The sequence below is a fragment of the Paenibacillus sp. sg306046 genome, from assembly GCF_059821225.1.
This window is the reverse complement of sequence record NZ_JCAMRT010000021.1, coordinates 19,442-31,710: the sequence shown is the minus strand read 5'-3', so window position 1 is coordinate 31,710 and position 12,269 is coordinate 19,442. Positions and strand designations below refer to the sequence as shown.

The following is a 12,269-nucleotide window of genomic DNA, read 5'->3' as shown; positions in this document are numbered from 1 at the left end:
GAAAACCCCGACAGGCGTTGGGCCGGTCGGGGCTTAGTCAATCCATCATAATACTTTGCAGTGACGGTACAGGCTTTCCGGTCAAGCTATGCTCGAACATGTCGATAATAAATAAAAACCGCTCAGCCTCGCGAAACACATGATCCGCCAGCAGCGGATGAATGATGCTTTTAATTTTACATGCCTGGATTAATTCGCGAGCCGTTTTCTTGAAGTCGCGTAGAGATTTCACCGACACGCGGTTCTCGCCAAGGAACTGATCAAGCAGAGGGACCGTTTGTGATTGAGGACGCATGGAATCCAAATCTCTTGCCTGAAACAATAATTGGTCAAATTCATGACTGAACTGATTCGCTTGATCTACTAATTTCCGCTCCGAAGGATCGAGCAAATGACTGATAAATTTGGCGTGATCTCCCTTCTGCGATTTCTTTCCCCCTACTATATGTGCTTAGGTTTCCATTTAGGTAATTGATCGCAAAAAGACATGCCCTGCAGCCCCCTCCACTACTTATCCGCCGCGCACAGCCTCAGCCCCCTGCCCGCGCTCCGGCGCCGTATAGCTCGGGAAGGTCAGCGTAATTCGCGTCCCCTCCCCGGGGACACTGTCGATCCGCACGCCATAGGGAGCGCCAAAGCGGATCTGGATACGGTCATGTACGTTTTTCAGCCCATATCCGGCGGACGGCTGGAGCAGCACCTCCTCGGCCCGCTCGGCACTCATTCCGGGTCCGTTGTCCTCAATGTAAAATTGCAGGTCGTCTCCCGCGCGGCTGCCGTGCAGTACGATTCGTCCGCGCCTGCTGCCCTTGCGCAGCAGATCGACGCCATGCTCAAGCGCATTTTCGAGAATCGGCTGGAAGATCAGGTTGATCATATCGTAGCGCAGCAGCTCTTCATCCACCTCGCACACAAAATCGAAGCTGTAGTGGTGCATGATGCTTTGGATATGCATATAGTCCTTGGCGTTTTCGATCTCCAGCCGCACTGGAATGAAGTCATTCCCCTTGTTCAGCACCGTCCGGTAAAAACGCGAGACGGTATTCGTAATCTGGCTGATCTCCATCGCATCAATCTCCAATGCCTTCCAGTTGATGATCGACAGGGTGTTATACAGGAAATGAGGGTTAATTTGCGTCTGCAGCGCCCGCAGCTCGGCTTCCTTCTGCGTAATTTTACTCTGATACACTTCCTCAATCAGTGTGTTGATATTCGTCAGCATGTGGCCGAACCGGTTCGTCAGCTGGCCGACCTCGTCGGTGGATGCGCTGGACACGTCCAGCTTCAGATTGCCATTTTCCACAAGCATCATCTGCTTGTTCAAGCGTACGAGCCGCCGGACGAAGGTTGTGGAGAAAAACCAGGTCAGCAGCAGCAGCACCACAAGGCACAGCACAACAATAAGCGCTGTCGCTCCGACGATACTCCGCGCGTCAATCGCGATCCCGTCCTTGGGCGTAAAGTAAATGAGCCGCCAGCCCGGCTCGGGGATATTCTCTGTAATGTACAGGTAGGCGGTACGGTTTAAGGTAAAGGTGCCCGTCTTCTCCTGCAGCGATGCGACAGGTACGGATACGGGGCTAATGTCGGCCGCCAGCCCGATGTTGCGGGAAAATACCGCCTGTCCGTCGCGGTCCAGCAGCTGCACGCCGTAAGCTCCCGTCTTCATCCCCGCCAAATCCTGCAGCATGCTGTCCGTATCTATACTCAAATACAGCAGCGCCGCCGATGCGCCAACCTCGCGCCCGCTGTCATGCAAAAACGGCCGGGTGGCGAACAGCTTGCCGTTTTTCAGTACCCACTGCGTTTCTCGCGGCTTCGCTTCGCGTCCGGCCCACGGCATATCCTCGGTCAGCAACAGCGGCAAAATATAGTCGCCCCGCAAAATCGCCGGATTGTCGGTAAAGACGGACAGCTGTAAAATATCTTGGTTCAGGTCCAAAATATTTCCGAAAAAAGGATCGACGTAATCCCGGTACAGCACAGGGAAATCGCCGTGGTTGTTGATGAAAATTTGCTTGAACACGATGTTTTGGGTGATCGAGTTAATAATGGCTTCGTACTGCCGAGTGCGGTAATTCATCGTCTCCGCGATCTGGCTGATCGCACCGTCCAGATTATGGCGCGCTTGCTGCAGCAGAAAGCCGCTCGCCTGGTAATACGAAAATATCCCGAGCACAAGCACCGGAATAATCGACACGGCCATGTAAGACAAAAACAGCTTCTGCTTGAAGCGCATATTTTGAAGGCGAGCCAGCAGCCGGTTCATGGCCGGCTTTTCGTTTCGCGGAATTTGGCCGGGCTCAGCCCGTAATACGTTTTGAAAATTTTGCAGAAATACGAGTCATTCGTGAAGCCGACCTGCCGGCTGATATCGAGAATAGTCAGATGTGTGCCGCGCAGCAGCTCCTCCGCCTTCTGCATCCGTACAAGCGTAATATATTTGACCAGTGTCTGGCCGACCTCCCGGCTGAACAAATAGCTGACATACGTCTGCGTCAAATAGACCCGGTCGGCAATCCAGCCCAGACCAATATCCAGGTGGTAGTTGTCCTCAATGAGCTGCAGCATGTCCTTGATAACCTTCTTCGTAAACTCCGGATGATGCGTCTCGGATTCCCGCGCGAGCGGCGTCATCGCCAGCTGCACCTGCTCCTTCAGCTCACCCAGCGTCCGGCAGCCGAAAATCGCCTCCACCGTCGTCCTGAACTTCGCCGGGTCCGCTTGCCCCGTCTGCTCCACGACCTTCTTGATCAGCTCGATACACATGTATTTGATATAAATCGCCGAATGTTGGCCGCTGCCCTCAATCGTTTGGAAAAAAAGCTCCACGCCTTGGCGGAAGCCGTAGCTGTCCTTCATCTCCAGATGCCAGTGAATCGTCTCCATCAGCTTCGGAATCGAATCGGCCAGCTCGCCCTGCTCCTGACTGCCATCCGTATACAGCACGGTGCTTTCCTGGAAAAAAAACTGATACGCCAGCACCTGCTCCATCAGCCGGAAGTGCTCACCCAGCTCGGAGGGCGCTGCCAGCTGCCGTCCGACAACAAGCGTAAATCGTTCCTGGCGGGCCGCAGCTATCCCCTCTCGCAGACGACTGCCCAACGCTTGCGCCTCCCCTGCGGCAAGCGGCTGCTCATGCAGCAGCACCAGCAGGCTCTGGCTTGTGTTCAGATTGACATATTCAAAAAAGGGCAGCTCCGGTAGAAGCGCTTTCAATAAATCTGCCCAATCATCCTGCTCCGCATCGAACACCGGGCGGGTAAAGTCAATCAGCACGGGCAGCAGCAGCCTGCCGCCAAAGCTCAGACCGGTCAGCAGCCGCGGGTCCGGCAGGCGCTCCGACTCCAGATCCGCATGCAGCAGCTCCAGCAGCAAGCTTTCCTTCTCCAGCGCCCGCTCCTTCTCGCATAGCTCAATCACGCTGTTCATTTCCCGTAAAAATTCGCTGACCTCCACCGGCTTGAGCAAATAGGCGAAAATTTGATAATGGATTGCGCGCTGCGCGTATTCGAACTCGCCGAACGCGCTGAAAATCATAATTTTCAGCTCCGGATCACGTGCTCTGGCCGCCGCGCACAACGCCAGCCCGTCCATAAACGGCATCTTGATATCCGTGAACAAGATGTCCACCGGATGCGCGGCAAGCAGCTCTAACGCCTCTTCGCCGTTTTCGGCTTCGAGAATGGTTAACGGCAGCTGATATTTATGAATCAATCGCTTAACGCCCTCGCGTTCGATATATTCGTCATCGACGATCAAAATTTGAGTCAACCGGGCCAACCTCCTTCGCGGCAGTATGACGACTGCACCTCAAGTGTAGCAGAGCGCCGCACGGAAATGAATGCGGAATTTTTTCGCAACGTAGCAAATTTTTATGATTTCGGTGCATATGAAAGGGGCCGTGTATCCGAAAGCGAGTTTCGGATATACGGCCCCTGATGTAGCCGGCAGCCTGTGAGCTGCACAAGCATGCTCGCGGCCGAATGCGCGGAAGCGTTCTAATGCAGCTCCGCAATCAGCCGTCTGGCCTGACCGTGCGGCGTGTCGATGGCTTCATACACCTTGACGTTCAACTTCGTTTCGAGCTGATCGACCGGATCGCGGAAAAATACGGTTTGTTCTCCGTTCAGCAGCCTGTTGTCGCCGACCAGATTGATCGTCTGCATGCCGAGCCTGCGGCCGTCCGCAGCCAGAAGCTCCAGCAGCAGCTTGGACGACTTGTCATCGACGATGACGCGATCCGTCGTGGACAGCTCAGTGTTCCATTTGAGCCGGAACTGATAATTATAGCCGCCCGTCGCCGGGGAGCCGGTCGTGATCAGCGAGACCAGGTCGCTCTTGATCTCCAGCTTATACGGATAAAAGCTCGCGCTTGGCCCAAGCTGATCCGGCTCCGCCGCTTGCAGCGACACCTGCGCTACCGGCGACTTGTAAGGCGCAGCCGTCTGGCCGTCGTTCAGCTGCAGCGTAAAGCGGTTGCCCGGCCCGGCCGTCAGCGGCACGACAAACGCATAGTCGACCGCGACATCCGTACCCGGCAGCACCTCCTGCTCGCCGCCGGATACCCGGCTGCCGGAGTACGTGTTGCCGTCAGGGCCGGTCAGCTCCACAGCCCAGGCAGGCACCGGCAGCGGCTTCGCTGTCCGGTTGCTCAGCTTGAGCTTGGCGATGCCGGACTGGTAGCCTTGCCCGTAGTTTTCATACAGCCGGAAGTCCTCGACCGTCGCCGTCAGCTCGGTATACGCCGACTTGGCAAGCGGGTCGAGCTTCACCGCCTGGTGCAAGCCCGGCGTCACCGGAATCGCCGCAAGCAGCTCGCCTTGCGGCGGGACAGGCAGCGTCAGCTTGCCGACGCTATAATTGACCGCAGCAGCCGCGTCGGTCCGGCCCGGCCAGCGGTACGCTTCCTTGGACATCAGCGTCAAGCTTTCCAGCGGCTGCGTCACATCATAAGGAATCGCGAAATACACATACCGCTGCTCCCTCGGCTCCAGCGCGCCGGCGCGGTCATCGGCCAGCGTCCCGCCATACGTTTGCCCGGCCGCCAGTCCGTCGAACGTGACCGCAGGCACGGCTTCGGCAGATTCCCCTTCATTGGTCGCCAGCAGCTGCAGCACGGCCGTGGCCGCTCCGTTTTTGAACTGCTTCGTCAAGCTGACTGGCTTGTAGCTCAACGACGAGTGCAGACCCGGAATCGTGAAGGACTGCCCCCACTCCAGCCGGGGAAGCTGCCCCGCCGACGTGCTCGCGCCGCGCCACACAAGCGAGCCTACCGACAGCTCCAGCAGCGTAGTCTCCTGCTTCGGATACACATCCTTATTGACATCCACCCAGACAAGCGCGGCTGGCACCGGCGTCTCGGCCCGGTCGATGACTGCCATGAAGCTCAGACGGACCGACGACATCGGAGCAATGGAGCCCGGCTGATCCGCACTCGGACGAAGCACATATTCAGTGCCGGAAGCCGTCCGCGCCCGCAGCTCCACATCCGGCACGCGGACCGTGCTTTCCCAGACGTTGTACATCGTGACGACTGCGGCCAGACGCGTGCCTGCCGTCGTTTGCTCCACGGCGACATGCTCCACCTTCACCTGCAGCGCGCCGGCGAGCACCTGCGGCACCCGGATGTCCAGGTCTGCCGCATAAGCGGCCGATGCGCCCGGCAGCACATACGCCGCTCCCGTGCCCACTGTGCCGGCCAATGCCGCGATCAGCGCGCAAGCCAGCGTTTTGTTCCATCTATTCATGTTTGTTCTCCTCCTCTGTACGAACGCCGCCGCCGTCAGAACGGCGACATGCCGAAGCGGCCGCCGGGGCTGGACCGGCGTTAAACCTTTACAGCGCCGCGGCATGCTGCTTTACTGGCTACTGGCTGACAACCGCCTGATCGCGGTCCTGCAAATCCTTCTGGCCGGAGATGACGACCAGCTCGCCATCCTTCAACCCGGCCGTCACCTCACGGCCATTCGCCGTGCTTGCGCCAAGACTGAGCTTCCGTTTCTCGACATGGTCATCGACCAGCGCGTAAGCATAAGCCGCGTCGCCCTCCTGAACGAGCGCCGCATTCGGCACGGACAGCATCGCTTGCTCGCCGCCCTCTCCGAGCTGCAGCTTGACGCGCATGCCCGGCTTCAGCTTGCGGCCCGGATTGGGCACGGACAGCTCCAGCACATAGGTTTTGCTCGGCAAGCTCATCACATCGGCGAGGTAAACGACCTTGCCGGTCAGCTTGTCGCCGGAGCCGGGCACCGTCACAGCTATGTCCTGCTTGCCTGCCAGCTGCTGCAGCATCGTTTCGGTCACATCGGCGTGCACCTTGACCGGATCAAGCTGCTGGACAACGCCGGCGCCATACCCCGCAGACACCGTCATGCCCGCCTCCGGAGCAAACTCCGTCAATACGCCGCTGATCGGAGCCTTCACCTCGTAGTCGTTAATCGCGGACTCGATGTCCTGCATCGCGATATCCGAGCTGTCCATCTGAATGCGCAGCGAGGCAAGCGCATCGGTCGATTCAAGGTTAGCCAGCTGCTTCTGCGCCGTATCAAGGTCAAGCCGCGCGGTTTTGAGCGTGGATTCCGCCTTCTCCAGCTGGCTCTTCGTCACCGTGCCTGCATCGTAATCGTTATGCGCGTTATTGTATGCCTTCTCCAGATCGGCGATCTGCAGCGTCAGCTTCTCGATCGTGTTGCGCAGCACCGCCTTGTTCGTTGCAAGGTCGGCCGCCGTTTTGTCCAGCTGCGCCTGTAAATTGTTCTTGGTCAGCTGCGTCTTGTCGCGGTTGCGCGCCGCACTCGACGAATCAAGCCGGAACAGCACCTCGCCCCGGGTGACGCTGTCGCCCTTTTTCTTCAATACCTCAATGACATCGCCGCCCAGCTTGCTCACGATGTTGACCTGGGCCGACGAGACGATATCTGCGTCCAGCTCCCGGGCATTGTCCACCTGACCCGCGGTAACCTTCGTAACACGCACCGTCTTCGCTCCCTGCTGCGGGGCAGGAGCTGTCGAGCAGCCCGCCGCCACAGCCGACAGCAGCACAACAAGCCCCGCCGCCGTCACGCGTGTCCAGCCTGAGCGCCGCCGCGCCCGCTTACCCGATTGTGACTTTACCGTTTGTATCATCTGCCATACGCTCCTTCGCATCCTTGTTCCCTTGTACCGGTTATTCACCCATCATATGCATGCCGGCGGCCGCATCCTTCGTGCGCTTCTCCCGAATCAGCAAGCTCATCCCAAGCGCCACCAGCGACAGCACCGCCGTCACAATAAATACATCATCCAGCGCCGTCACCGTCGCCTGCATCTGGACCTGCCCGTAAAGGTAGCTGATCGCGCTTGATTTCGCCTGCGCCGCCGATTGGCCCGCCTGTACAAAGCCGTTCTGCAGCTTCGCCAGCTGATCCGTAACCGTCACGGACCAGGCGTTCACCTGCTCCGCATAGCTGGCGCTGTGGAAATTGCGGCGGTCTGTAAATTGCAGCGACAGCCAGGCGATACCAAACGCCCCGCTGACCTGCCGCACCGTATTCGACAGCGCCGTTCCCTGGCCGATCTTATCAACCGGCACCGTGCTCATGCCCGCCGTTTGCATCGGCATCATCATCAGCCCCATGCCCGCTGCTCGCAAGCACATCCAGAAGATGATGGTGGCAAACGACGTTTCCAAACTAAGCTGCGCGGTCAAATACAAGCCGTACGCCGTCACCAGCAGCCCGATAATCGCCAGCGCCTTGGCGCCCAGCTTGTCGTACAAAGCGCCGGCAATCGGCATCATAAAGCCGGACAGCAGCGCCTGCGGTAGCAAAATCAAGCCCGTCTGCACAGCCGACAGCCCGGAGACGCTTTGCAGGAATACCGGCAGCAGAAACAGCACGCCCATCATAATAACCGTCACCAGACTGGAAATGACCAATGTCAGCGTGTACGTCCCGTTTTTCAGCAAGGTCAGGTCCAGCAGCGGCTCCTTCACCTTCAGCTCAATCCAGACGAAGGCGGACAATGCAACCAGCCCTGTGACCACAAACCCGAGCACCTCGTGATCGGACCAGCCTTTCTCCGAAACAAGCCCGATCCCGTACAGCAGCGAGGCAAGACCGGTCGTCGAAGCGAGAAAACCCCAGACGTCAAATGACCGCTTCACCTCTGACTTGAATTCCTTCAGGAAAAAAATGGACAAAAACAAATCCGCGATCCCGATCGGCACGTTAATAGTGAAAATAAGCCGCCAGTCCAAGTATTCGACAATGTAGCCGGATAACGTCGGGCCGGTCGCAGGCGCGAACATGATCGCAATGCCAAACAGCCCCATCGCCAAGCCGCGCTTTTCATTCGGAATGATCCGGAAAATCATCGCCATGCTGATCGGCATCATCGCGCCTCCGCCGGCCGCCTGAATGATGCGAAACACAATCATGGATTCATTGCTCCAGGCAATGCCGCACAACCCCGAACCGATCGTAAAAATAACTAACGAAATTACATAAATCCGCTTGTAGCCAAACCTGTCGCCCAAATACCCCGTCGCCGGCACCAGCGCTCCGCTGACCAGCGCGTAAGCCGTCACCACCCATTCAATCTGCGACTGGTTGACGCCAAACACCGACATCATCTTCGGAATCGCCACATTGACGATACTCGTATCCAATATCGCCATAAATACGCCCAAAATCATGGCCAGCATCGCCAGCAGCGGCAGCTTGGGCGGGGACGACGGCTTGCCTGAGCCTGCGTCTGCGCTGCCAGACAACGCCTTTGCTGTGGCTTCTCCAGCTTCTGCGCCTGTACCGCCGGACATTTTCGCCCGGTTGACTTCTCCTGCATCCGCGCCTCCGGACGAAGCGTCTGGCTTGGTTTCCTCCGCGCTCATCGTAAGCCTTCCTCCTTCCGCGACTTCCGTCTCGCCTTACTTTTCAATCCGGACCGTCGCGTTCAATCCCGGGATCAGCCGCTTGCCCTGATTGCCATCCAGCGCGATTTTCACCGGAATTCGTTGAATAACCTTCGTAAAATTGCCAGAGGTATTGGAGGACGGCAGCAGCGAAAACGCCGAATTGGTACCCAAACCGATTTTCTCGATATGACCGGTAAACGTCTCCCCCTTGAAGGCGTCAATTTGAATCGTCACTTTGCCCCCCAGCTTTACCTGGTTAACTTCCGTCTCCTGCACATTCGCCGTAATGTACAGCGCATCAAGATCGGCGCTCATCGCAAGCGCAGCTCCCGGAGATACGGTCTGGCTCTGCACCGCTGTCGACTGGATCACGGTCCCGCTCTCAGGCGCGGTAATTTCGATGGTGGAAGCCGGTGTATTTCCCTTGGCGGGCACCGTTTCGACAATGCCGAGCACGTCGCCTTTGGCGAAGGAATCACCCTCTTTGTACCGCCATTCAACCAGCTTGCCTGCCGCCAAGGAGCCGATGGCTCTCAAATCGCCCTGTACTTTGGCATCCTCGGTTGTGATGTATTTACCGCTTTCCATATACGCTTTGGCGCCGAAATAGCCGCCCGCCAGCACAAGCACCAGTACAACTGCGAGGATCATCCGCTTTCTGTTCATGAATCCATTAAGCCCCTTTCCGTCCCTTACTCCCTGCTTGTATCCAGGGAAAATGTCATTTTGCGCAGCAGCGCTACGAATTGCTCCTGTTCCCCGCTGTCCAAGCCGCCCAGCAGCTGCTTCAACAGCTCGCGCTTGCAGCTCCGCATCTCGGCTGTCTGCGCCTTCGCTGCCTCCGACAACGTGAGGCGGACCACGCGGCGATCCGCGTGATCACGCTTGCGCAAAATCAGTCCCATCTGCTCCAGCCGATTAACCGCCAGCGTCGTCGCGCTTGCAGACAGCTCTAGCTCCTCGGCCAGTTCTCCAACCGTTGCGTCCTCCTTCGTAAACAAAACCTGCAGCAGCACCACCTGCTGCCGTGACAAATCCGAGGAAGCCGACCATTTCCGGGTATGCCGAATGAACATCCAAAGCAGCTCGTCAAGCTCCTCCAGCCGTTTGTCGATCTCGGACAATTTATCCACCACCATTCCTTTTACATTAAATTAATTTAATTTTAAATTATTTTAATAAGAAAATATCACCTAACAAATGATTCGTCAATAATTAATTTTAATATAAAACAAAAGTTACTCCGCTTGAGTTTTAACATGAACATGCTGAAACGTCAAAAGGCTCCGAATCGGAGCTTTTTAACGGGAATCGTTTGAAGTTGTTTAGACCGGGAGACTTGGTACCGAAAGGCTGGACACGTAAAGAACGATTTTGTTCACCGCCGTTAGTGTAGAAGGCCGCGCTTCGGCATATCAACGATCCCCCAGTTTGAGATCGTGGCTTGGTCATCGTCTGCAATGGGCGTTTGCTTAGAAAATTTGTGTGCTTAGAGAAATCGTTGCTGTAAGAGGATGTTCACTGGGAAAATCGTTCACTGCAAGGGAATGTTCACTGAGAAAAATCGTTCGTTGAGAGAAGGCATTCGTTGAGAGAGTTTGTCCTCTGGGAAAGGACATTTGCGGATGTTTGTCTTTTAAAGAGTGGACATCAGAAGGGTCTTCGCCACACCGCCCCTTGGCCGATGTGATGTCTAGATATGGAGATTTCAGCATCGCTTGCTCCCAGATATTGATGTATGAGCAACAAAGTAAATAATGGGGGAATGTCCGCCTTTTATAAGACAACTGTCTACTGGAGGCGGACATTGTACGACAAGAAAAAACATGCCTGCTGGCTCCCGCTTGATTACTGGAAGCTAGAGCGCAACTTCCTCTCTGCGTTCGTGGCGCAGCAGCCATTCCTTCCGGTCGAGTCCGCCTGCGTAACCGGTCAAGCTGCCGTCGGCGCCGACGATTCGATGGCAAGGGACGACGATGCTTAACAGGTTCCGGCCGTTCGCATGGCCGACAGCGCGAATCGCCTTCGGGTTGCCGATGGCCTCGGCCAGCTCCTTGTAGGAGATCGTTTGCCCATACGGCACGTCAGCCAATGCCCGCCAGACGGACTGCTGGAACGGCGTTCCGCCAAACACAAACGGAAAAGTAAACACCCGGAGCGTGCCTCGAAAATAGCCGTCCAGCTCCGCGCAGCATTGGACAATCCCTTCAGGCAGCGTTGCGCTCTCGTTGACCAAGCCGCTCACTGGCGCTGCAATACCGCCCAACCTCTGCTCGCCCGCTGACGCTTGGTCCGTCGCTGCGGACCCTGACCCTTTTGCCCCAGCGCGTTTGTCCGCATCGCGAAACAACAGCGAATACATCCCGTCCTCTCGACCGATCAGCTCGATGACTCCGATCGGCGATACATAGTCCAGCTTGTACCAGCCTGCTTCCTGTATTGCTTTACCCATATAAGGTCCTCCATAAGTAAAAAGTGGCATACGCCTCCCAGCCTTGCCAGCCAGCCGCCAGCTCGCGAATTTCTTCGAGGCTGGGCTTGCACGGCAAGCCGAGCAGCGTCTTGAGCGCATTGTGCAAACCGACATCTGCAATCGGAAAAGCGTCCGTATGATGCAGGCATTTCATCCGGACATAGTCCGCTGTCCAAGCGCCGACTCCGCGCAGCGCCAGCAGCGTGTCGCGGGCCTGGAACGGACTCTGCCGCAGCAGCCCGTCCCGGCTCAGCTCCCCTTGCGCCATCGCCCGGGCTATGCCAATCACATACTCGGCCTTGCGTCCAGTGAACTGCAAAGCGGTTAACTCGGCCGTGTCCAGCTCCGCGATCACCCGGCAATCCGGGTACAGCCAATACGTCTGGCCGTCGTGCGCCGATTTGTCGCCGAAACGCTCGATCAGCCGCCGCTTGATCGTATACGCAAAGCCCAGATTGATCTGCTGGCCGATGACTGCCCAGGTCAACGCTTCAAACAGCTCCGGAACGCCAATCAGCCGCATACCCGCATAAGCTGAAGGCAGCTGCCGCAGCACGTGATCCTCGCTCAACAGCCGGAGAAAGCCGTCCAGCGACGTGTCCAGATCAAACCAGTCCCGCACGTAACGAGCGGCCTCCTCCCTTGCTTCATGCACCGGCGCACCAGCAGGAAAGCTGATGCGAAGCATCTCCGCGTCCGGCTCCCAGCCAATCCGCAGCAGCACCGGCTCTGCCGCCTGCGTCGTGCGGAGCAGCTTGTACACCTCCCCGCGATGCACACGATGCAGCGTCTCGTGGGGCGAACGCCCCAAAAACTGCACGCACTCCGCAAACGGGAAGGGCTGCGGCGGCAGTACGTCAATAACCGTGCCACGGTCGATATAGGTTTGGGCTGACATGA

General features: G+C 57.4%; 9 protein-coding genes and 1 pseudogene. All 10 read right to left on the bottom strand.

The window, feature by feature from the left end; all coding sequences use genetic code 11:
• Positions 1-37 precede the first annotated feature (37 nt).
• Positions 38-415: pseudogene (locus tag AC6ROY_RS19615) on the bottom strand (DUF2935 domain-containing protein); the annotation flags it as partial.
• A gap of 96 nt (positions 416-511) precedes the next feature.
• Positions 512-2,269 (bottom strand): sensor histidine kinase, encoded by a 1,758-nt coding sequence (locus AC6ROY_RS19610; protein WP_500102293.1) that lies wholly within the window; start codon positions 2,267-2,269, stop codon positions 512-514.
• Positions 2,266-3,774, bottom strand: a complete 1,509-nt coding sequence (locus AC6ROY_RS19605) for a response regulator transcription factor (protein WP_500102292.1) — start codon at positions 3,772-3,774, stop codon at positions 2,266-2,268. Before AC6ROY_RS19605 ends, AC6ROY_RS19610 begins: the two co-directional genes overlap by 4 nt.
• 227 nt (positions 3,775-4,001) lie before the next feature.
• The gene (locus tag AC6ROY_RS19600) at positions 4,002-5,750 is read right to left on the bottom strand and encodes a hypothetical protein (protein ID WP_500102291.1); all 1,749 of its coding nucleotides are present in this window, start codon (positions 5,748-5,750) and stop codon (positions 4,002-4,004) included.
• Positions 5,751-5,868: 118 nt separating this feature from the next.
• Positions 5,869-7,128 (bottom strand): efflux RND transporter periplasmic adaptor subunit, encoded by a 1,260-nt coding sequence (locus tag AC6ROY_RS19595; protein ID WP_500102290.1) that lies wholly within the window; start codon positions 7,126-7,128, stop codon positions 5,869-5,871.
• A gap of 40 nt (positions 7,129-7,168) precedes the next feature.
• Positions 7,169-8,872, bottom strand: coding sequence for a DHA2 family efflux MFS transporter permease subunit (locus tag AC6ROY_RS19590; RefSeq protein WP_500102289.1), 1,704 nt, complete (start codon positions 8,870-8,872; stop codon positions 7,169-7,171).
• A 36-nt stretch (positions 8,873-8,908) separates the two neighbouring features.
• Positions 8,909-9,562: a biotin/lipoyl-containing protein gene (locus tag AC6ROY_RS19585; RefSeq protein WP_500102288.1), complete on the bottom strand. Its 654-nt coding sequence runs from the start codon at positions 9,560-9,562 to the stop codon at positions 8,909-8,911.
• A gap of 26 nt (positions 9,563-9,588) precedes the next feature.
• Positions 9,589-10,029, bottom strand: a complete 441-nt coding sequence (locus AC6ROY_RS19580; RefSeq protein ID WP_500102287.1) for a MarR family winged helix-turn-helix transcriptional regulator — start codon at positions 10,027-10,029, stop codon at positions 9,589-9,591.
• A 725-nt stretch (positions 10,030-10,754) separates the two neighbouring features.
• Positions 10,755-11,348: a methylated-DNA--[protein]-cysteine S-methyltransferase gene (locus AC6ROY_RS19575; protein WP_500102286.1), complete on the bottom strand. Its 594-nt coding sequence runs from the start codon at positions 11,346-11,348 to the stop codon at positions 10,755-10,757.
• Entirely contained in the window at positions 11,341-12,267 is a 927-nt protein-coding gene (locus tag AC6ROY_RS19570; protein WP_500102285.1) for a DNA-3-methyladenine glycosylase family protein, read from the bottom strand. The genes AC6ROY_RS19575 and AC6ROY_RS19570 overlap by 8 nt, the downstream gene beginning before the upstream one ends.
• Positions 12,268-12,269: the final 2 nt, after the last annotated feature.

Excerpts from the sequence above, each read along its gene's own strand:
- AC6ROY_RS19610 (WP_500102293.1), bottom strand. The coding sequence starts at position 2,269 with ATGAACCGGCTGCTGGCTCGCCTTCAAAATATGCGCTTCAAGCAGAAG.
- AC6ROY_RS19600 (WP_500102291.1), bottom strand. The coding sequence starts at position 5,750 with ATGAATAGATGGAACAAAACGCTGGCTTGCGCGCTGATCGCGGCATTG.
- AC6ROY_RS19595 (WP_500102290.1), bottom strand. The coding sequence starts at position 7,128 with ATGATACAAACGGTAAAGTCACAATCGGGTAAGCGGGCGCGGCGGCGC.
- AC6ROY_RS19590 (WP_500102289.1), bottom strand. The coding sequence starts at position 8,872 with ATGAGCGCGGAGGAAACCAAGCCAGACGCTTCGTCCGGAGGCGCGGAT.
- AC6ROY_RS19585 (WP_500102288.1), bottom strand. The coding sequence starts at position 9,562 with ATGAACAGAAAGCGGATGATCCTCGCAGTTGTACTGGTGCTTGTGCTG.
- AC6ROY_RS19575 (WP_500102286.1), bottom strand. The coding sequence starts at position 11,348 with ATGGGTAAAGCAATACAGGAAGCAGGCTGGTACAAGCTGGACTATGTA.
- AC6ROY_RS19570 (WP_500102285.1), bottom strand. The coding sequence starts at position 12,267 with ATGTCAGCCCAAACCTATATCGACCGTGGCACGGTTATTGACGTACTG.